The sequence below is a fragment of the Planomonospora corallina genome, from assembly GCF_042650625.1.
GTDB lineage: Bacteria > Actinomycetota > Actinomycetes > Streptosporangiales > Streptosporangiaceae > Planomonospora_B > Planomonospora_B corallina.
Genome location: NZ_JBHSBM010000011.1, coordinates 54001 through 74880 on the forward strand (window position 1 = coordinate 54001; position 20880 = coordinate 74880).

Below are 20880 nucleotides of genomic sequence, written 5' to 3' on the forward strand. Positions count from 1 at the left end.
GCAGGCTCAGGGCGTCAGAACTTGCCGATGACCTCGGCGGCGCCGGGCACGTCGTTGATCGAGCGCTGCGCGGGGCCGATGTAGTTGGCGCTGGGGCGGACCAGCCTGCCCGTGCGCTTCTGCTCCAGGATGTGCGCGGCCCAGCCCGCGGTGCGGGCGCAGGTGAACATCGAAGTGAACATGTGCGGGGGGACCTGGGCGAAGTCCAGGACGACCGCGGCCCAGTACTCGACGTTGGTGGCGAGCACCCGGTCGGGCTTGCGGGCCTGCAGCTCCTCCAGGGCGGCCTTCTCCAGGGCGGCGGCGACCTCGTAGCGGGGCGCGTTCAGCTCCTTGGCGGTACGGCGCAGCACGCGGGCGCGGGGGTCCTCGGCGCGGTAGACGCGGTGGCCGAAGCCCATGAGGCGCTGCCCCTTGTCCAGCTCGCCCTGGACGTACTTCTTGGCGTCGCCGATCTGCTCGACGCCCTCGATCATGTGCAGCACGCGGGCCGGGGCGCCGCCGTGCAGCGGGCCCGACATGGCGCCGACCGCGCCGCTCAGCGCCGCGGAGACGTCGGCGCCGGTGGAGGCGATGACGCGGGCGGTGAAGGTGGAGGCGTTCATGCCGTGCTCGGCCGCGGAGACCCAGTAGGCGTCGATGGCCTTGACGTGGGCCGGGTCGGGCTCGCCCCGCCAGCGGACCATGAACCGCTCGACGATGGTCTGGGCCTCGTCGACGCGCTTCTCGGGCACGACCGGCTGGCCCTGGCCGCGGGCGGACTGGGCGACGAAGCTGAGCGCGGTCACGCTCGCGCGCGCGAGGTTGTCGCGCGCCTCGTCCTCGTCGATGTCGAGCAGCGGGCGGAAGCCGTAGTGCGGGGCCAGCATGGCCAGCGCGCTCTGCACGTCGACGCGGATGTCACCGGAGTGGACGGGGAGGGGGTAACGCTCGGCCGGGGGGAGGCCCGGCTGGAACTTGTTGTCGACGAGCAGGCCCCATACGTTCCCGAAGGAGACGCGGCCTACCAGCTCTTCGATGTCGACGCCCCGGTAGCGGAGGGCGCCCCCTTCTTTGTCCGGTTCCGCGATCTCGGTCTCGAAAGCCACGACGCCTTCGAGCCCGGGTTTGAAGTCGGACATTCTCGGCCGCCTCCCTTTCTTGAAGTCAAAGCCTTGATGTCGAGATACCGGCGAGTCATATTCAACCCCCTGGGTTCGGGTGGCTCGCCGCCGGTCCCTCCGGAACGCGATAGCCCCAGGTGGGGGGCGGTGCGCGTGGCTTGTCGCCAAGCACGCGAGAATACCGTCTCGTGGACGCCACCTCGCACCCGCCGTCGCTGGCGGGGCTCCGCCGTACGTACGAGGGACAGCCCCTGCTGGAGGAGCACCTCGCTCCCGATCCCGTCTCCCAGTTCGCCGCCTGGTTCGGCGAGGCCGTGGACGCCGGACTGCCCGAGCCGAACGCGATGGTCGTCGCGACCGCCTCGGCGGGCGGCCGGCCGACGGCCCGGACCGTGCTGCTCAAGGGCTACGACGAGACCGGGTTCGTCTTCTACACCAACTACGAGTCGCGCAAGGGCCGGGACCTCGGGGAGAACCCCCGGGCCTGCCTGCTGTTCCCCTGGCACGCCATCCGCCGTCAGGTGCGGGTGGAGGGGCCGGTCGTCCGGCTGCCGAGGGAGGAGTCGGCCGCCTACTTCCGGTCGCGGCCGTACGGCTCGCGCGTCGGGGCCTGGGCCTCGCGCCAGTCGGCGGTCGTGGCCTCCCGCGGGGAGCTGGACGAGCGGTACGCCAGGCTGGCCGAGCGCTGGCCCGAGGATCCGCCGGTGCCGGACTTCTGGGGCGGTTTCCGGGTCGCGCCGGTGGAGGTGGAGTTCTGGCAGGGCCAGCTCGACCGCATGCACGACCGGCTCCGCTACCGGCGCGCGGGGGACTCCTGGGTGGTGGAGCGCCTGGCCCCCTGACCAGCCCGCTCCCTTTTTGCTGATATATCCGGTGAGGCCGGAAGACAGGAAAAAGGGGGGCTCGTGGGGCTGCTGGACTTCGTGCGCAGGCACCTGGTGGACGTCCGCCCCCTGGCCACCCCCGCCTACCGGCGGCTCTGGTGGGGGCAGGGCGTCTCCTTCATGGGCTTCCAGCTCACCTCGGTGGCGGTCAGCGCTCAGATCTACGACATCACCGGCTCGTCCTTCTGGGTCGGCATGCTGGGCCCGGCCAACCTCGTCCCCCTGATCGTCTTCGGGCTCTGGGGCGGCGCGATCGCCGACGCGGTGGACCGGCGCAAGCTGCTGATCGGCGGCGCGCTGGTCGCCTGGACGGGGACGCTGGCCCTGCTGGTGCAGGCCTGGACGGGCACCGCGGAGGTCGGCCTCCTGCTGGCGGCCGTCGCCGTGCACGCCACCGGGTTCGCCGTCACCAGCCCCACCCGGGGCGCGATCGTCCCCCGGCTGCTCCCCGTCGACCAGGTGCCGGCCGCCAACACGCTCAACTTCCTCGTCTCCAGCCTGGGCGCGGTGGCCGGGCCGCTGCTCGCCGGCGTGGTGCTCGCCCGGGGCGGGGCCGCCACCGCCTACCTCGCCGACGCGCTGCTGTTCGGCGCGAGCCTGTACGCGGCCCTCCGGCTGCCGCGGCTCGCGCCGACGGGCGAGGTGACCAGGCCCGGGCTGGGGTCCGTCCTGGACGGCCTGCGCTACATCGCCGGGCACCCCGTGGTGCTGATGTCGTTCGTCGTCGACATCATCGCGATGGCGTTCGCCCTGCCCAGGGCGCTGTTCCCGGAGGTCGTGGCCGAGCGGTTCGGCGGCTCGCCGGTCGCGTTCGGCTGGCTGACGGCCGCCATGGGCCTCGGCTCGGTGGCCGGCGGGCTGCTGTCGGGCTGGGTCGGCCGGGTGCGGCGCCAGGGGGTGGCGCTCACCTGCACGATCGTCGTGTGGGGGATGAGCGTCGTCGCCGCCGGGCTGGCCGGAGAGCTGTGGGCGATGGTCGCGCTGCTCGCGGTCGGCGGGGCCGCGGACATGGTCGCCGGGGTGTGGCGGCAGACGATCCTGCAGACCCACGCCCCCGACGAGATGCGCGGCCGGATGCAGGGCGTCTTCACGGTCGTGGTGGCCGGCGGCCCGCGCCTGGGCGACCTGCGCGCCGGAGCCACCGCCACCTGGTTCGGCGCCACCGCGGCGTGGGTCGGCGGCGGGCTGGCATGCGCGGTCGCGGTGGTCGCCGCCGGGCTGGCCGTGCCCGCGTTCCGGAACTACCGGTCGGCGGCGGTGGCGCGCGGGAGCGGGGCGTGACGGGGCCGCGAGAGGACGTGCGGGAGCGGGGCGCGGCGGGGCCGTACGCGGGACGTGCGGGCACTGTCACTGAGGGTGACGGACGCCCGCGCGCCGGGGACACGGTGGGTGAGCGGCGGGGAAGGATTCCGGGCCCCGCGGTGTTGGCAACCGCCATCGGGGCTCATCGCGGCGCGTCTCCCAATAGGGTCGGAAGTCCCTACCCCACTAGGGTCAGAAGTCTCATGGCCCTTCGTGAACTTCGTGAATCCAGCCTCGCCCGGCGCGGTTCGCGGGGATCCCGCGCCGGTGGACACGGCACCCATACAGGACGGGAGGAGTCTTGACCGCACACGGCCTGATCGACACCACGGAGATGTACCTCCGTACGATCTTCGAATTGGAGGAGGAGGGGATAGTCCCCCTGCGCGCGCGCATCGCCGAGCGGCTCAAGCAGAGCGGGCCCACCGTCAGCCAGACGGTCGCGCGGATGGAGCGGGACGGCCTGGTCCGGGTCGAGGGCGACCGGCACCTGGTCATGACCGACCTCGGCCGCGCGCTCGCGACCCGCGTCATGCGCAAGCACCGCCTCGCGGAGTGCCTGCTGACCCAGGTGATCGGCCTGCCCTGGGAGGAGGTGCACAACGAGGCATGCCGCTGGGAGCACGTCATGTCCGACTCGGTCGAGGAACGCCTGGTCAGCCTGCTGAACAACCCCACCCGCGACCCGCACGGCAACCCCATCCCCGGGCTGGAGGAACTCGGCGTCGCGGTCCCGGAGGGCGAGCGGGAGTCGCTGCCGTCGATGGCCGAGGCGGCCGGGCCCAGAGAAGTGGGCGTCGTGGTCCGCCGAATTAGCGAACAAGTGCAAAGCGATCCCGCTGTGATGCTTAAACTCAAGCAAGTTGGGATACAACCCGGACGCGAGGTGACGCTCGCGGCGAGCGACGACGGGGTGCGGGTGATCGGTGACGATGCGACGGGCAACTCTCTTGCGGACCTCCCGCGGGACGTCGCCGCCCACGTCTTCGTCTCCGTTCGCTGACCGGCGCGCATCGGCTCGGTTGGATCCCGCGGGGAAAGCCCTCCACTCCCCGGCCGAGACTGCAGCAGGAGCAACCGTGGTTCGCTTTGCGCACACCCGTCCCCGAAGGGTGGTCACTGTATGAAGCGGTGGGGGGATCTTCCGCAGGACGCCGCCGATCACCTTTCGGCCGGAGCCGTCCTCGACCAGGCCGAGATGGCGGTGGTGGTCACCGACCGCTTCAGCAACCTCCTCTACTGGAACCCGTTCGCCGAGAAGCTCTTCGGCCACTCCGCCCCCCCGGGCTCCAAGGACAGGCCCGGCCTGACCCTGGGCCTGCTGGACACCGACCACCCGCTCGCGGTCGAGGCGGCCAAGCAGGTGCTCAAGGGCGGTGTCTGGGAGGGCACCTTCGAGGTCAAGCGCGGGGACGGGACGATGATCTACGTCCGTGCGCAGGCCGTGCCGCTGCGGCACCCCTCCGGCGCGGTGACGGGCATCGTGATCACCGCCCGTGAGGCGATGCGGAGCAACGAGCGCGAGAAGGACCGCTTCGGCCTGCTGGAGCGGATCGGCGAGCGGCTCGCCGGCTCGCTCTACGTCGAGGAGACGCTCAAACGCGTGGCCGAGATGCTCGTCCCCCAGTTCGCCGACCACTGCTTCATCGAGCTGATGGAGGGCGACCGGCTGACCCGGAGGGTCTCCACGCACGTCCAGGGCTGGAGCCCGCCCCCGAACACCTGGGCGCCGCTCGGCGCCGAGATCCGCTACCCGGCGGGGCACTACGCCGACATCGCGCTGCGCCGCCAGGAGACGATCCTGGTCGAGGACTTCGCCCGGACCAGCTACCCCAGCCCCAGTGAGGGCAGCACCCGGCTGGCCGCCGAGGTCGGCCTGACCTCGGCGATCGTCGCGCCGCTGTGCGTGCGCGGCGAGACCCTCGGCCTGATGTACCTCGGCCTGTCCAACCTGACGGACCGGCGCAGCCCGCACTACGACACCTTCGACCGCGACTTCGTCGGGGCCATCGCCACCCGGGTCGCGCTGGCGGTGGACAACGCGCTGCTGTTCGAGGAGGAGCGGCACACCGCCGAGTCCTTCCAGAAGCACCTGCTGCCCCGCGCGCTGCCCCAGTTCGACGGGCTGGAGATCGCCGTCCGCTACTTCCCCGCCGCGCCGCTCGCCTCGCACGGCCAGGGCATCCAGACCCAGGTCGGCGGCGACTGGTACGACGTGATCCCGCTCTCGGCCGGCCGGGTCGGCATCGTCATCGGCGACGTGGAGGGGCGGGGCGCCAAGGCCGCCGCCGTCATGGGACAGCTGAGGGCCGCGCTGCGCGCCTTCGCCCAGGACGACAAACCGCCCGCGGAGATCCTCGCCCGGCTCGACGAGTGGACGCGGATCATCGCCACCCCCGAGCAGGACGAGAACGGCGAGGACGTCAGCGTCCCGCCCATCGTCACCTGCCAGTACCTCGTCTACGACGCCTGGTCGCGCGAGCTGTCGTTCGCCAACGCCGGCCACGCCCCGCCGCTGCTGCTCATGGACGGCGGCTGCGTCGAGCTCGACATCAAGGAGGTCGGCCAGCCGCTCGGCGTCCGCGCCAAGGGCATGCACGCCGACCTGGTCTACAAGGAGGAGACGCGCACCCTCCCGCCCGGGGCCGCGCTGCTGCTCTACACCGACGGCCTGGTGGACCGCCGCCCGCTGCGCGACTCCGGCGGCCGGCCGCTCAGCGACGAGGAGACCCTCGCGATCCTGTGCGACCGGCTCGTCGGGGCCGCCCGCGACTCGGTGGAGCAGATCGCCGACGTCGCGACGGCCGCGGTGCCCGGTGAGATCGACGACGACATGGCCATCCTGGTGATCAGGTCGTCCCCCACCGAGCTCGACGTCGAGGAGCGCACCTTCCCGGCCGAGCCGATCATGGTCAGTGAGGCCCGCCGCATGGCGTCGGCGGCGTTCGCCGAGTGGAACGTCCCGGAGGAGCGGGCCGAGCTCGCCTGCCTGCTCGTCTCCGAGGTGGTCACCAACGTCGTGCTGCACGCGGCCGCCGCCGGTGTCCCGCGCCGAGACCTGATCATGGACGGCGGGCCGGTCGACGGGCCGCTCGACTTCGACGAGTCCTGGGATCTTCCCGGCTTCGACGACGAGGAGGAGGTCGCCGCGGAGAAGGAGTTCACGCTCCGGCTCCGCCGCGGCCGGGAGTCCGTCTGGGTGGAGGTCTTCGACCAGGACCTGCGCCTGCCGCGCATCCGCAGCGCGGGGGAGAACGACGAGGGCGGGCGCGGCCTCTACCTCGTCGACCAGCTCGCCCGGCGCTGGGGCTCCCGCCCCACCCAGGAGGGCAAGGCCGTCTGGTTCGAGATCCCCACCAGGTCGCGTTAGCCGCGGACGGCCCCCTTCCTCCCGCGGCGCGTCGCCTTCCGGACGTCCCCGCGGCGTGCCGTCCGAAGGTGGCCGCCGGGTCTGGGCGGAGGCTGCGATCGGTGCTTGAGTGGTCAGCATGGAGCTTGCCTTCGAACGGCGCGGAGCCGGAGCGCCCCTGATCCTGCTGCACGGCATCGGCCACCACTGGCAGGGGTGGCTCCCGGTGCTCGACCGTCTCGCCGCGGAGCGGGACGTGATCGCCGTGGACTTCCCCGGCTTCGGAGTCTCGCCGCCGCTCCCGCCCGGCACGCCGTACACGGCGGAGACGCTCGCCGACGCGGTCGAGTCCTTCTGCGCGATGCTCGGCATCCGCGAGCCGCACGTGGCGGGCAACTCGCTCGGCGGCTACGTCGCGCTGGAGCTCGCCTCGCGGGGGGCCGTCCGCACGGCGGCCGCGCTCTCCCCGGCGGGTTTCTGGAGCCGGGGGGAGCTGCTCTACACGCAGGCCGTGCTCCGGGCGACCAGGGCGGCGGCGCTGGCCGTCCCACCGGAGCGGGCCGCGCTGACCACCCGCAGCCCGCTCGCCAAGGCGCTCTCGGTGGGGGTCATGGTGGCCCACCCGGGCCGCCTGCCCGACGAGGCGGTGCTCGCGGCCGGGGAGGCGCTGCGCGGCGCGCGGGGGTTCGACGAGATGCTCGAGGCGTTCACGTGGATGATGCCCCCGGCGCCGCCGAAGGCGCCGATCACGATCGCCTGGGGGGAGCGCGACCGGCTGCTTCCACCGCGGCGGCAGGCCGTACGGGCGGCCCGCTGGTCCGGGCAGCGGGTGAAGCTGCTGCGGGGCTGCGGGCACCTGCCGATGAGCGACGACCCCGAGCTGGTGGCGCGGGTGCTGCTGGAGGCCTCGGCGGTCTAGCGTCCGCACGCTCCGGGCGGGCGGTCAGCGCATCGTCTGTCCCCAGACGGCGAGCACCACGATGGCGAATGTGATCATGACGCCCGCGTAGGCCAGGGGGCCGAGCCGCAGCGCCCGGCGCACCCGGTTCAGCCCCCAGGCGAACAGGAACGCCAGGAAGACCAGCAGGATCAGTCCGCTGTCCATGCCACCGCCTTCGGGAGAGCCGTCGCTGACCAGTATGCGTTCTCCTCGCGTCCCGCGCGGGAGAGCGGACGGAATCCATGATCCGCACCGCGCGGAGGCGGGCCGGTGCCTCCGTGCCCGATACGGGGGGCCACGCCGGGTCATGGCAGGGTGGGGTCCCGTGAACGGAACGTTGAAGGCAGGCCCTGTCCTGTCCGTGGTCGCCCTCGCCCTCGCGCTGTCCGCCTGCTCCGGGGGAGAGGACCCGCCGCCCGCGTCGGCGGCTGCCTCGCCCGCCGCGACCGTGACGGAGACGGCCTCGCCCGCCGTGACGGTGACGGTGACGGAACCGGTCCTCCCGGAGCCGACCGGTGAGGCGTCCCCGGTCCCGCTCCCGCAGGAGTCGCGTACGAACTTCCCCGGTGGCAGGGGGCTCGACGAGAACGTGACGGGCCAGGTCACGATCAAGGGAGCGGACTCGATCCTCGTCCAGGGGGACGACGCCGGAGAGCGCACGGCGCAGCTGGTGCCGTACACGGAGGTGCTGGACGTGCAGGGCGGCATCTGCGACGAAGGGCCGATCCCGCGCAGCTGCAGTGTGGACCAGCTGAGGAAGGCGCTGCGGGAGGGCGTCTCGCTGTACGCCAAGATCTCGATCAAGGACGGTGTGGCCGTGCGGATCGAGGAGATCGTCAGGAACTAGGTCCGGCCCCGGCCGGACCGGACGGCGGCGGGTCCGTGAGCCGCCGGGCCGCCGCGTCGGCTCCGGCCGGCCGGCCGTCACGTCCGCTCCGGCCGGCAGGCCCGGCTCCGCCGTCTTCCCCGGCGGGCGTGCTTCCTCGCGGGCGCGTTCTCCCGTGGGTGCACTTCCCCGCGGGCGCGTTTCCCCGCGGGCGCGTTTCCCCGCGGGATCGTGAGACGGGTGCGGCCCGGTCCCGGCGAGGACGGGCCGCACCGTCGTGGGCGGTCCCGGTGTCAGAAGCCGAAGGAGCGGCCGATGATCTCCTTCATGATCTCGGTGGTGCCGCCGTAGATCGTCTGGACCCGGCTGTCGATCCAGGCCTTGGCCACGGGGTACTCCATCATGTAGCCGTAGCCGCCGTGGAGCTGGAGGCAGCGGTCGATGACCTTGGTCTGCAGCTCGGTGGCCCACCACTTGGCCTTGGCGGCGTCGACGACGGTGAAGGCCCCCGCGTTGAGGGCGCGGATGCACTTGTCGACGTAGTGCCGGGCGATCTCGACCTCGGTGTCCAGCTCGGCCAGGACGAACCGGGTGTTCTGGAAGGCGCCGATGTTCCGCCCGAACGCCTGGCGGCTCTTGCAGTAGTCGACGGTCGCCGCCAGCACGGTCTCGGCGGCGGCCACGGCGGCCACCGCGATGGACAGGCGCTCCTGCGGCAGGTTGCCCATGAGCTGGAAGAAGCCCTGGCCCTCCTGGTCGCCGAGGAGGTTGGCGGCGGGCACGCGGACGTTCTCGAAGAACAGCTCGGCGGTGTCCTGGGCGTGCATGCCGATCTTCTCCAGGTTGCGGCCCCTGGTGAAGCCCTCCATGCCGCGCTCGACGACCAGCAGCGAGATGCCGCGGGCGCCCGCGGACGGGTCGGTCTTGGCGACGGTCACCACCAGGTCGGAGTTGATGCCGTTGGTGATGAAGGTCTTGGAGCCGTTGACGACGTAGTGGTCGCCGTCGCGCACGGCGGTCGTCCGTACGCCCTGCAGGTCGCTGCCCGCCCCCGGCTCGGTCATCGCGACCGCGGTGATCAGCTCGCCGCTCGCGAAGCCGGGCAGCCAGCGGGCCTTCTGCTCGTCGTTCGTCAGGTCGACGAAGTACGGCGCCATGACGTCGTTGTGGAGCGAGAAGCCGAGGCCCGACGCCCCGACCCGGATGATCTCCTCGACGATGACGGCGTTGTAGCGGAAGTCCTTGATGCCCGCGCCGCCGAACTCCTCCGGCACTCCGAAGCCGAACACGCCGACCTCGCCGGCCTTCTTCCACACCTCGCGGGGGACGATGCCGTCCTTCTCCCACTGGCCGTGATGGGGCACGACCTCCCGGGCCAGGAACTCGCGCACGGTCTCGCGGAAGAGCTCGTGCTCCTCCTCGAAGAGGTCTCGCTCCATGGGCTTCCTCCTTCAGGGGTATCCGCGCAACAGAATACGATTCTGTTGCCTGGCCGGGTAAGTGCCCGGGGACTCCGATCGTCGCGCCGGGACCCCACGCGACCGCTCGCGCCGGGACGTCACATGACCGCTCGCGCCCGGACGCCGCGCGATCGGTCGCGTTGGAACGCTGCGAGATGGGCGGCGAGATCACAAGTCCGCCACGGTGCCCTGGGAAGACCCCCGAACCCCTGCGGACACTGCCGCATACCAGTACGATCCGGACCTGCTGTGATGAAATGACCATTTCTGTGTCCAGGTTTTACGAGCGGAGTGTCCAGTGGTGCGGTGGGGAACAGGGCTCCGTAGGGCGGCCGCCATCCCGGTCCTGGGTCTGCTGAGCGGCGCGCTGGTCGTGCTGTCCTCCGGTACGGCCAGCGCCAACGTCGCCGAGCTGGTGGCCGACTACACGTGCCAGGGCGGGCTGACGCAGAGCGGCCCGGTGAGCCTGCGGACCAAGCTGGTGGTCCCCACCACGGTCGCGGTCGGCCAGCCGCTCAACATCGGCTGGACCCTGGGCTACCGGCAGGAGCACCCCACCAGATTCGGTTCGCCGGGCTTCTTCGCCCCCGGCGGCAAGGTCACCGTCACCGGCAACGTGAGGCTCTCCGGCGGCTGGAACGGCATCCTCCAGCCGAAGGGGTTCGCCGAGCAGCCGGGCCAGCTCGCGAACGGCACCATCCTGACGCTCCCCGAGGGGATCTCCGACGCCGCCCACACCACCGCGGCGGCGAAGGTCAGGGTGGCGCCCCAGCGGCTGGTGGTGAACTTCATCCCGCCGGCGGGCGAGGTCGTGGTCAACGACGACCACGCCGACGTGGAGTACCAGGCGGGCAACTGGAGCGACGAGAACGACCGGGACGAGCACTACGGGGATCACCACCACGACCTGCACCGGTCGGTGGACACCGGAGCCCGGGTCGCCTACCGGTTCACCGGCACCGGGATCGAGTACGTCGCGCCGCGCGACTTCCGCGCCGGGAAGGTCAAGTTCTACATCGACGGCGAGCTCGCCACCCCCGCGTACGTGGACGCCTCGAAGAACGCCGACGGCACGCCGTCGACGGACGCCGACAAGGGCGGGCAGACGCTGTGGGGCTTCCGCGGCCTGAAGTACGGCAAGCACCTCATCCAGGTCGTCCATGACGACGTGCAGGGCAAGTGGGCGCAGCTCGACGCCTTCCGGGTGATCACGCGGGAGCTGCAGAACCCGCCGGAGGAGTACCGGACCGTCTGCACGCTCACCAACGACCCGGGCGCGGTCATCGTCACCATCGGCGGCTCGGCCACCCCGACGGGCGACCCGACGGGCGAACCCACGGACGACCCCACCGGGGACCCGACGGACGACCCGACGGGCGAACCCACACCGGGCCCGACGGGCAGCAGGACGCCTCTTCCCACCTGCGGGCCCACCCCGACCCCGACCCCGACTCCCACCCGGACCCCTACTCCCGCGCCGACTCCTTCGCCGACGTGGCCGACTCCTTCGCCCACCTGCACGAACCCGCCGAGCGGAGGCGGGACCAGCCCGAGCCCGACGAACACGAGCAAGAGCCCCACGCCCACGGCTGCGGCCAAGACCACGCCCAAGCCGACCGTCACCGCGACCGTCACCGTGACGCCCACCCGGGCGACGCCGACCACGCCCCAGGTGATCGTGACGCCGAAGGGCGGCGCCGACACCGGCCGCGGGCCCGTCGAGCAGTCCGGGCCGGCCCTCGCCGGCGCGGGCTCGGCCATGATCGCGGGCAGCGTGCTGGGCGGATTGACGCTCCTGCGGCGCCGGGCGGCGCACGCGCGCGGCCGGGACTAGCCGGGGACGCCGGGATGTACCCAGGACCCTCGCAGGGCGGTCCCGCCCCCCATCCGGGCGGCGGCCCCGTCCACCCGGGCGGCGCCGCGCCCGCCAAGGGCAGGAAGTGGCTGATCCCCTCGCTCCTGGTCGCCGGATCGCTCGGCGGGGTGGGGCTGGTCATGGCCGGGCTGCTCACCTTCATCGCCCCGCCGGCCGAGGAGGAGGTGTACGGGCCGCCCATCCCGCAGGCCGCGGCGCAGGAGCAGCCGCAGCCCGCCCCCGCCGAGCAGAACCCGGCGGGGGCTCCCGCGGAGGTGGGCCCGGGCGGGCTGAACGTCCCGCTGACGGCCGCCGCGCCCACGGCCGCGCCGCCGCTGCCCGTCGTGATGCCGCCGGAGCCGCTCAGGAGCGAGGGCGTGAGTCCGCGCAGGATCTCCATCCCGAAGATCGGCGTGATGGCCCCGCTGATGTCGCTCGGCGTCGACGCGAAGCAGAAGATCCAGACCCCGCCGATGAGCAGGCTCGGCCACGCGGGCTGGTACAAGCACGGTCCCGTCCCCGGCCAGCAGGGGCCGTCCGTCGTGCTCGGCCACGTCAACGGCAACGGCAAGGCCGGTGTCTTCCTCCGGCTCAAGGAGCTCGTCCGCGGGGACAAGATCAGGATCTCGCGGACGGACGGGTACGTCGCCGAGTTCACCGTCGACGGGGTCGAGCAGACCAGCAAGACCTCGTTCCCGTCGAAGCGGGTCTACGGCAACACCGGTGAGGCGACCCTGCGGCTGATCACCTGCGGCGGCGTGCTCAACCAGAAGACCGGCCACTACACCGACAACATCATCATCTACGCGACCCTCTCGGCCACCCGCAAGGCGTCCTGAGGCCGGCCCGCGCCGCCGGGTCGGCGTCCGGCCCGGTGCGGGTGCGGGCTTCCGCGCGCGGCGAGGCCCGGATCCTCCCGCCGACGGGCCGTGCGGATCGCCCGCCGGGCGGCCGCCGGGCCGTACGGGCGGCCCGCCGCCGCCCGCCGCGCGGCCGCCGGACCGTCACGCCGGCTCGGGCCCGGCGCCCTGCGGGTGCTCGCCGGGGTGGAGGTGCAGGCACTCGCCCGTTCCCAGGCACATGCGGCACTCCTCGGCGACCCGGTGGAACACGGTCACCCCCGACTCCTCGACGCCGGCCCGCTCCGGGCTCCAGGCCCCGCTCCCGTCGCACCAGCGGCACGGCAGGCCGCAGCGGTGCGCGCCCTGGGCCACCCGCACTTCCCGGCCCTCCCGCATGATGTGGCGATTCCCCCCGGCTGTCAGCTGTGCGGACGGTCCGTCCTCCGGACCGCCCAGGAGTGATCTTGCCTTCTCCCCGCTGCCCACGCGACTCCACCGGTCGTCTCGGCGAGGGCTTCGAGCGGGATGGGATGGGGGAGAATCTATGCCCGCTTTGCGGAGAGGTTCCCACCTTCGAGGAGATCTTCATAGGATCTATGGCGAACCTTGACCGTTGGTGGGAACGACGAGTGATCGTCCGCCGAACAATCACCTGAACCCAGGAGAGACCGTGCTGAAGTCCAGGACGCGCAGGCGCGTCGCGGTCAAGACCGCCGCGATCGGACTGGTGGGCGCGGGGGTCGTCTTCGGGGCCGTCCCGGCGATCGCGTCGATGGTGGCGGCCCCCGCGCAGGTCACCTACAACTGCACCGGCACCGGCACCGGCACCGCGGCGGCGGCGAGCCCCTACAAGCTCCAGCTGGAGCTGACCGGCCCGGTGGCGCCGACCCCCAGCTCCACGGTCGTCGCGACCTGGAAGATCAACCAGCCCGCGGCCGCGCCGAGCCTGCTCGCCCCCTCGGCCGTCGCCGCGACCGAGCGCCTCGTGGTCGAGGGAGGGGCGCTGGTCACCGGCTCGCCGCTGCCCACGCCCTCCTCGACCGTCTACGCCACGGCCTCCTCCACCCCCGGGGCGATCGCCGCGAACAGCCCGCTGCCGGGCGCCACCGTGCTGATCACGATGGTGCCCACCGCCACCGGCGTCATCGGGGTCCAGCCGGGCGGCTTCTTCCTGGCGGTCGGGCCGACCAGCGGCACCGGCACCGCCACCGACCTCTACGAGTGCGTCCCCGCGACCCCGGCCGAGGTCACGGCCGCGCAGCTGCTGATCACCGTGAAGCCGTCCGGAGCCGGCACCGGTACCGGTACGGGCACGGGCACCCCGTCGCCCACCGCCACCACGCCGAAGCCGACGATCACCGTTTACGAGACCGTCACGGGGAGCGCCACGCCGACCACCAAGACGAGCAGGACCACCAAGACAAGGCAGATCGAGGAGACGCCCGAGGGCCCGGCGGCCACCGGTGGCGGCGGGGAGTCCGGCCCGGACGCCCGGATGATCATGTTGAGCGGCGCCCTGATGGTGGTGGCGGCGGGGGCCGGCGGGCTGGCGCTGCGCCGCCGTACCGTGCGGCGAGGCTGACCGGAGGGGACGGGATGACCACGCCGACGCCGGACGGCCGGCGGCCCGGACCGCCGCCCCGGGGCGGCCGGGCGCGATGGGCCGCGCAGCCGTACGGATATCCGGGCCCCGTCCACCGGCCGCCGGGCCACCCGCCGCCTGGATACGCGGCTCCCGTCCAGCCGCCCGGCGCGAGATACGCCCCCGGGTACGGTGACCCGTACGACGGCCCGTACGACGGCCCGTACGGCGACCCCGCCGGCGGCGGCAGGGCGCTGCGGTCGGTGCTGATCCTCGCCGGGATCGCCGGCGTGGTCACGGTGCTCGTCGGCTTGATCCTCATGGTCGCCTCGCCCGAGGAGTACGGCCTGGCCGACGTGGCCGACCAGCGGACCACGCTGCCGCGGACGGAGCCGAGCGCGGCCGGGGCGACCGGGCCGTACTTCCAGGCGGCCCCGACCGCGCCGCCGCCGCAGCCGACCGCGCCGGCGGCCGCGCCGATGCGGCCCGCGACCCCGCTCCGGCTGGTCATCCCGAAACTGAAGGTGGACGCGCCGATCACCTCCGTGGGGCTCGACGAGCGCAGGGCCATCGAGGTGCCGCCGGTGGACGACCCGAACCTCGTCGGCTGGTACCGCCTGGGCAGCACGGCGGGGGAGGCCGGTCCGGCGATCATGCTGGGGCACAAGGACACGAAGAAGGGCAGCGCGGTGTTCAGCCGGCTCCACGAGCTCCGCAACGGCGACACCATCGAGGTGCGCCGCCAGGACGGCATGATCGCCGTCTTCACCGTCGGCGGCCTCGAGCAGGCGGAGAAGGAGGTCTTCCCCACGCAGCGCGTGTACGGCGAGTCGGCCGAGCCGCAGCTCCACCTGATCACCTGCGGGGGCGTCTACGACCGCACGACCGGCCACTACACCGACAACGTGATCGTCTACGCGACGATGACGAGCACCCGCAGGGCATGAGCGGGGGCGTCGCGGCCGGGGCGGAGGAGACCGGCGAGAGCGGGCGGGAGACGCCGGGGAACGGGGGCGCCGGGTCCGGTGCGCAGGAGGGGCGGACCGGGGAGCGGCCGGCTCCCGGAGGCGTCGCCGGGCGTGTCACCGGGCGCGCCGCGGCCTTCCTGCGGCGCCGGCCGCACACGACGGTGCCGGCCGTGCTCGCGCTCGTCGCCGCGGCCGCCTACGCCGTGCTCGGCCTGGTCAAACTGGCCACCTTCCGGGCCAGCACCTTCGATCTGGTCATCGTCGACCAGGCGGTGCGCGGCTACGCGGGCTTCGAGATGGGGCGGGTGCCCTCGGTCGGCATGCACTATGGCGTGGGCATGGACCTCCTCCAGGTCGGAGACCACTTCTCGCCGATCTACGCCCTGCTGGCGCCGCTCTACTGGATCCACGACGGGCCGCGGACGCTGATCATCGCCCAGGCGGTGCTGCTCGCGCTGGCCGCGATCCCCGTCTGGCGCTACGCCGAGCGCCGTCTCGGCCCGGTCCCCGCGCACCTGGTCGCGGCGGCCTACCTGCTGTCGTGGCCGGTCGCGCAGACCGCCGGCTTCGACGTGCACGAGGCGGCGTTCGTCCCGCTGCTGAGCGCGATCATGATCGAGCGGTTCGACGCCGGGCGGGCGCTCCCGGCGGTCCTGGCCGCGGCGGGCCTGCTGCTGGTCAAGGAGGACATGGGACTGCTCGTCGCGGGCTTCGGCGTGTACCTCCTGGTGACCCGCAGGCGGCTGGAGGGGACCGCGTTCGTCCTGTTCGGGTTCGCCGCGCTGACCCTGGTCCGCGGCGTCCTCATGCCGCTGGCCGGATCGAGCGGGGAAGGTTTCCACTGGGCCTACGGCAGGTGGGGGGACGGCCTGGGCGGGCTGGTGCTCGGGATCGCCCGCGACCCGCTGGGAGCGCTCTGGCAGCTGGTCAGCCCGGAGACCAAGGTGGACACGCTGGCCTTCCTGTTCTGGCCGGTGCTGCTGACCGCCCTGCTCTCGCCGCTCACCCTGGCGGCCCTCCCGCTGATCGCCGAACGTTTCCTGGCCGACCGGCCGCAGTTCTGGGAGGCGAACTTCCACTACAACGCCTTCCTCGTGGCGATCCTGTTCTGCGCGGGCGTGGACGGTGCGGGCCGGCTGGGCGGATGGCTCCGGCGCCGGGCGGCGGCCCGGCGGTCGGTGGCGGTCCGGGGGCCGGGGAGGAGCGGCGGGACCGGGCCGGGCGGGGGCGCGGACCGGGGTGCGGCCGTGGGGCGCGGTGAGGAGCACGGCGGGGGCGCGGACCGGGGCGGGCGCACGGACGTGGCCCGGCGGGCAGGCCGCCACTGGGCGTTCGGCGTCTGCGCGGTCGCCCTCACTCTGGTGCCGCGCTTCGCCCTGGGCGACCTGCTGGAGTGGTCCTTCTACGAGGGCGAGTCGCACACCGCCGCGGCCCGCCAGGCGGTGGCGGCGGTGCCGGACGGGGTGGTCGTCGAGGCCGTCAACCACGTCGGTCCCGCCCTCACCGAGCGGGCGACCGTGCTGCTGTGGGGTCCTGCCGCGCACGGCGCGCCGTGGATCGTGGCCGACGTGGACCGCTGGTCCTTCCCGTTCGGGGCGCACGAGGTGCAGCGGCAGCGGGTCGACGAGGCGCTGCGCGACGGGTACCGGGTCGTCTTCGAGCGGGACGGCTACATCGTGCTGAACCGGCCCTCCTGACCGGACGGCCCGCCGCTCCCGTACGGTTCCGGCCGCGGTGCTCCCCGGACCCCGGCCCACCGTCCCTGAAAGTTTCAGCCCCGCGATCGTAGGGCGCACCCCGTCTCCGCGCCGGGCGGGGCCCCTGACCTGAGCTGTTCCTCCGCCGCTTCTTACGACACGTCCTTCCTCTTTTTCTGTGGATTGACGCTTTTGTCCGCCTTGCTCTACCGTCTGGGCGCTAGGAAAGCGCATTCCCACCAGTCGGGCGGCCGGCCAGGGAAGGCGCCCGCGCCGGCCGTACGGGCACCCGCCCCCCGGGGCGGTGCGGCAGGGCGGCGCGCGGCCGAGGCCCGCTGTTCCCCCGGTGGTCGAGATCGGAGCTGGACATGAGACCCTTCACACCCCCGCGACGGCCCCGGCCGCGCCGCGGGACCGCCGTCACGGCCGTCCTGGCGGCGGGCGCGCTGCTCGGCGGCTGGGAGACCGCGGCGGCGACGACGGCCACCGCGCCCGCCGCCCCGGCCGCCGGGTCGTACGTCCTGGTGAACGAGGCCAGCGGCCTGTGCCTCGACGTGTACGCCAAGGGCACCGCCGACGGCGCTGCGCTGGTGCAGTACGCCTGCAACGGCGGCGCGAACCAGACCTGGAAGCTGTCGGACGTCTCCGGCGGCCGGCGGCTGACCGCCGCGCACAGCGGCAAGTGCGCCGGGATCTCCGGCGACAGCACCTCCGCGGGCAAGGCGGTCGTGCAGCAGACCTGCTCGGTGAGCTCCTTCCAGGCGTGGAAGCTCGAGGCGGCCGGCGGCTCGGTCTACCGCGTCGTCAACGCCGGCAGCGCCAAGTGCCTCAACACGGCGTCCAACGACTCCGGCGCCGCCGTCAAGCAGAACACCTGCGACTCGGTCGTCTCCAAGCGCTGGACGCTGAAGCCCGCCGGCGCGACCCCCGGCCCGACCGCGACCCCCACGGCCAAGCCGACCGCGACCCCCACGGCGACCCCGACCGCCACGCCCACGGCGATCCCGGCGGACGCCAAGCAGGTGGAGGACCTGGATCGCGGCCTGGTCAGCGTGCGTTCCGGCAGCGGGAACCTGGTGAGCTGGCGGCTGCTGGGCACCGAGGCGGCCTCGACCGGGTTCAACCTCTACCGGAACGGCACGAAGGTGAACTCCGCGCCGATCACCGGCTCCACCAACCACCTGGACGCCGGCGCCCCCGCCGACGCCTCCTACACCGTGCGGGCCGTGGTGAACGGCGCCGAGCAGGAGGCCTCCGGGCCGTCCCTCCGTTTCGCGGACGGCTACCTGGACGTGCCGATCCAGCCGCCGGCCGGCGGCACCACCCCGGACGGGGTCGCCTACACCTACGCGGCCAACGACGCGAGCGCCGGCGACCTCGACGGCGACGGCCGCTACGAGCTCGTGCTGAAGTGGGACCCGTCCAACGCCAAGGACAACTCCCAGTCCGGCCACACCGGCAACGTCTACGTCGACGCCTACCGGATCGACGGCACCCGGCTGTGGCGGATCGACCTGGGCCGCAACATCCGCGCCGGGGCGCACTACACCCAGTTCCAGGTCTACGACTACGACGGCGACGGCCGCGCCGAGGTCGCCATGAAGACCGCCGACGGGACCAGGGACGGCGCGGGCAAGGTCATCGGCTCCTCCTCGGCCGACCACCGCAACTCCTCCGGCTACGTCCTGGCCGGTCCCGAGTACCTGACCGTGTTCGACGGGCGGACCGGCGCGGCGCTGTCCACGGTCGACTACCTGCCCGCCCGCGGGACCGTCTCCTCCTGGGGCGACTCCTACGGCAACCGGGTGGACCGCTTCCTGGCCGGCACGGCCTACCTGGACGGGCGGCGCCCCTCCCTGATCATGGCGCGCGGCTACTACACCCGCAGCGTGATCGTCGCCTGGGACTTCCGGAACGGCTCGCTGACCAGGCGCTGGACCTTCGACTCCAACTCCGACACCTCCTACGCCGGCCAGGGCAACCACGGCCTGTCGGTGGCCGACGTGGACGGCGACGGCAGGGACGAGATCGTCTACGGGTCGATGGCGGTCGACGACAACGGCGCTCCGCTGTGGAACAACCGCAACGGCCACGGCGACGCGATGCACGTGGGCGACCTGAACCCGTCCCGGCCTGGCCTGGAGATGTTCAAGGTCTCCGAGGACTCCTCCAAGCCCGGCTCGTGGTTCGCCGACGCCCGCACCGGCAAGGTGCTCTGGTCCACGGCCTCCGGCAGCGACAACGGCCGCGGCGTCTCGGCCGACGTCTGGGCCGGCAGCCCCGGCGCCGAGTCCTGGTCGGCGGCCGACAACACGCTGCGCAGCGTCACCGGGGGCTCGCTGGGCCGCAAGCCCTCCTCGGTCAACTTCGTGATCTGGTGGGACGGCGACCCGGTGCGCGAGCTGCTCGACCGGACCCGCATCGACAAGTACGGCACCGGCGGGGACACCCGGCTGCTGACCGCCTCCGGGGTGAACTCCAACAACGGCACCAAGGCCACGCCGTCCCTGACGGCCGACCTGTTCGGTGACTGGCGCGAGGAGGTCGTCTGGCCGACGAGCGACAACCGGGCCCTGCGGATCTACAGCACGCCGCACGCGACCGACCGGCGCATCCACACCCTGATGCACGACGTGCAGTACCGCACCGCCGTGGCCTGGCAGAACACCGCCTACAACCAGCCCCCGCACCCGTCGTTCCTCATCGGCGACGGCATGTCCACCCCGCCGAAGCCGAACGTCCACCCGCGCTGACGTCCCGGCGGTTCCGCGGGCCCCCGCCCCTCCGGGCGGGGGCCCGTCGTGCGTGGCGGAACACACCGTCGGGGGAGGGCGCGGGCGGGCGTTCTGAGGTAACCTCCTACTGACCGAATAATGCTCGGTTTCGTAGGGACGGGACCCAGGAGGCACTGTGGCAGAGGCGTACATCGTCGGGGCGGTCCGTACCCCGGTCGGCAAGAAGAAGGGCGGCCTGTCCACCGTCCACCCCACCGACCTGGCCGCGCACACGCTCAAGGCGCTCATCGACCGCACCGGGGTGGACCCCGCCGCGGTCGACGACGTGATCATGGGCTGCGTGATGCAGTTCGGCCCGCAGAGCATGGACATCGCACGCAACGCGTGGCTCTCCGCGGGACTGCCGGAGAGCGTCCCCGGTGTCACCATCGACCGCCAGTGCGGTTCCTCGCAGCAGGCGGTCCACTTCGCGGCCCAGGGCGTGCTCTCGGGCACCCAGGACCTCGTCGTCGCCTCCGGTGTGGAGTCGATGAGCATCGTCCCCATGGGCGCGAGCATCACCGCCGCGCTGGAGAAGGGCATGCCCTTCCCGTTCGGTGACACGTGGGTCGAGCGGTACGGCAAGCAGGAGATCTCCCAGTTCCGCGGCGCGGAGCTGATGTGCGAGAAGTGGGACCTGTCCCGCGAGGAGCTGGAGCGCTTCGCCTACGAGAGTCACCAGCGGGCGGCCAAGGCCATCGCCAACGGCTACTTCAAGGACCAGATCGCCCCGGTCAACGGTGTCGAGGACGACGAGGGCCCCCGCCCCGACACGACGCTGGAGAAGATGGCGCAGCTGAAGACCCTGCGCGAGGGCGGCCGGATCACCGCGGCCACCTCCTCGCAGGTCTCCGACGGCTCCGGCGCGCTGCTGATCGCCTCCGAGCAGGCGGTCCGCGACCACGGCCTGACCCCGCGGGCGCGCATCGTCACCCTGACGCTCGCCGGCGACGACCCGGTCTACATGCTGACCGCGCCCATCCCGGCGACCCGGAAGGCGCTGAAGAGGGCCGGCCTGTCGATCGACGACATCGACGTCACCGAGATCAACGAGGCGTTCGCCCCGGTCCCGCTCGCCTGGCTCAAGGAGATCGGCGCGGACCCGGCCAAGGTCAACCCGAACGGCGGAGCGATCGCCCTCGGCCACCCGCTCGGCGGCACCGGCGCGATCCTGATGACCAAGCTCCTGCACGAGCTCGAGCGCACCGGCGGCCGGTACGGCCTGCAGACGATGTGCGAGGGCGGCGGCCAGGCGAACGTCACCGTCATCGAGCGCCTGTAGGCGCCCAACGGCCGGC

Annotated in this window: 17 protein-coding genes; 13 read left to right on the forward strand and 4 right to left on the reverse strand. The window is 73.0% G+C overall.

Features of this window, described 5'->3' with window-relative positions; translation table 11 throughout:
• Positions 1–14: 14 nt before the first annotated feature.
• Complete coding sequence (locus ACFOWE_RS05150) at positions 15–1121, reverse strand: citrate synthase 2 (protein WP_377285748.1); 1107 nt, start codon at positions 1119–1121, stop codon at positions 15–17.
• Between the two features lie 170 nt (positions 1122–1291).
• Here ACFOWE_RS05150 and pdxH point away from each other — a divergent pair, with 170 nt between their 5' ends.
• The 5 genes from pdxH (at position 1292) to ACFOWE_RS05175 (ending at position 7557) form a co-directional block, all read left to right on the forward strand.
• Positions 1292–1945, forward strand: coding sequence for a pyridoxamine 5'-phosphate oxidase (gene pdxH / locus ACFOWE_RS05155; RefSeq protein ID WP_377285750.1), 654 nt, complete (start codon positions 1292–1294; stop codon positions 1943–1945).
• A gap of 63 nt (positions 1946–2008) precedes the next feature.
• On the forward strand, positions 2009–3268 hold the full coding sequence (locus tag ACFOWE_RS05160; protein ID WP_377285751.1) for an MFS transporter: 1260 nt from the start codon (positions 2009–2011) through the stop codon (positions 3266–3268).
• 322 nt (positions 3269–3590) lie between these two features.
• On the forward strand, positions 3591–4292 hold the full coding sequence (locus ACFOWE_RS05165) for a metal-dependent transcriptional regulator (protein ID WP_377285752.1): 702 nt from the start codon (positions 3591–3593) through the stop codon (positions 4290–4292).
• 120 nt (positions 4293–4412) lie between these two features.
• Entirely contained in the window at positions 4413–6659 is a 2247-nt protein-coding gene (locus ACFOWE_RS05170; RefSeq protein WP_377285753.1) for an ATP-binding SpoIIE family protein phosphatase, read from the forward strand.
• 118 nt (positions 6660–6777) lie between these two features.
• Entirely contained in the window at positions 6778–7557 is a 780-nt protein-coding gene (locus ACFOWE_RS05175; RefSeq protein ID WP_377285755.1) for an alpha/beta fold hydrolase, read from the forward strand.
• A gap of 24 nt (positions 7558–7581) precedes the next feature.
• Here the strand turns inward: ACFOWE_RS05175 and ACFOWE_RS05180 are convergent, their stop codons facing one another.
• Positions 7582–7743: a hypothetical protein gene (locus ACFOWE_RS05180; protein WP_377285757.1), complete on the reverse strand. Its 162-nt coding sequence runs from the start codon at positions 7741–7743 to the stop codon at positions 7582–7584.
• A 160-nt stretch (positions 7744–7903) separates the two neighbouring features.
• Between ACFOWE_RS05180 and ACFOWE_RS05185 the strand changes: the two genes are divergently transcribed.
• Positions 7904–8425, forward strand: coding sequence for a hypothetical protein (locus ACFOWE_RS05185; protein WP_377285758.1), 522 nt, complete (start codon positions 7904–7906; stop codon positions 8423–8425).
• A gap of 272 nt (positions 8426–8697) precedes the next feature.
• Here ACFOWE_RS05185 and ACFOWE_RS05190 read toward each other — a convergent pair whose 3' ends face one another.
• Positions 8698–9843, reverse strand: a complete 1146-nt coding sequence (locus tag ACFOWE_RS05190; RefSeq protein WP_377285759.1) for an acyl-CoA dehydrogenase family protein — start codon at positions 9841–9843, stop codon at positions 8698–8700.
• Between the two features lie 322 nt (positions 9844–10165).
• Between ACFOWE_RS05190 and ACFOWE_RS05195 the strand changes: the two genes are divergently transcribed.
• Both ACFOWE_RS05195 and ACFOWE_RS05200 read left to right on the forward strand, forming a co-directional pair.
• Positions 10166–11698: a hypothetical protein gene (locus tag ACFOWE_RS05195; RefSeq protein WP_377285760.1), complete on the forward strand. Its 1533-nt coding sequence runs from the start codon at positions 10166–10168 to the stop codon at positions 11696–11698.
• A gap of 14 nt (positions 11699–11712) precedes the next feature.
• Complete coding sequence (locus ACFOWE_RS05200) at positions 11713–12558, forward strand: class F sortase (RefSeq protein WP_377285761.1); 846 nt, start codon at positions 11713–11715, stop codon at positions 12556–12558.
• Between the two features lie 165 nt (positions 12559–12723).
• Here the strand turns inward: ACFOWE_RS05200 and ACFOWE_RS05205 are convergent, their stop codons facing one another.
• The gene (locus ACFOWE_RS05205; protein WP_377285763.1) at positions 12724–12957 is read right to left on the reverse strand and encodes a hypothetical protein; all 234 of its coding nucleotides are present in this window, start codon (positions 12955–12957) and stop codon (positions 12724–12726) included.
• Positions 12958–13231: 274 nt separating this feature from the next.
• Between ACFOWE_RS05205 and ACFOWE_RS05210 the strand changes: the two genes are divergently transcribed.
• From ACFOWE_RS05210 to ACFOWE_RS05230, 5 genes are all read left to right on the forward strand, one after another.
• Positions 13232–14143: a hypothetical protein gene (locus ACFOWE_RS05210; RefSeq protein ID WP_377285764.1), complete on the forward strand. Its 912-nt coding sequence runs from the start codon at positions 13232–13234 to the stop codon at positions 14141–14143.
• Between the two features lie 14 nt (positions 14144–14157).
• Entirely contained in the window at positions 14158–15090 is a 933-nt protein-coding gene (locus ACFOWE_RS05215; RefSeq protein ID WP_377285766.1) for a class F sortase, read from the forward strand.
• The gene (locus ACFOWE_RS05220; protein WP_377285767.1) at positions 15087–16808 is read left to right on the forward strand and encodes a DUF2079 domain-containing protein; all 1722 of its coding nucleotides are present in this window, start codon (positions 15087–15089) and stop codon (positions 16806–16808) included. The genes ACFOWE_RS05215 and ACFOWE_RS05220 overlap by 4 nt, the downstream gene beginning before the upstream one ends.
• Before the next feature lie 368 nt (positions 16809–17176).
• The gene (locus ACFOWE_RS05225) at positions 17177–19561 is read left to right on the forward strand and encodes a rhamnogalacturonan lyase family protein (protein WP_377285768.1); all 2385 of its coding nucleotides are present in this window, start codon (positions 17177–17179) and stop codon (positions 19559–19561) included.
• A 157-nt stretch (positions 19562–19718) separates the two neighbouring features.
• Complete coding sequence (locus ACFOWE_RS05230) at positions 19719–20864, forward strand: acetyl-CoA C-acetyltransferase (RefSeq protein WP_377285769.1); 1146 nt, start codon at positions 19719–19721, stop codon at positions 20862–20864.
• Positions 20865–20880 lie beyond the last annotated feature (16 nt).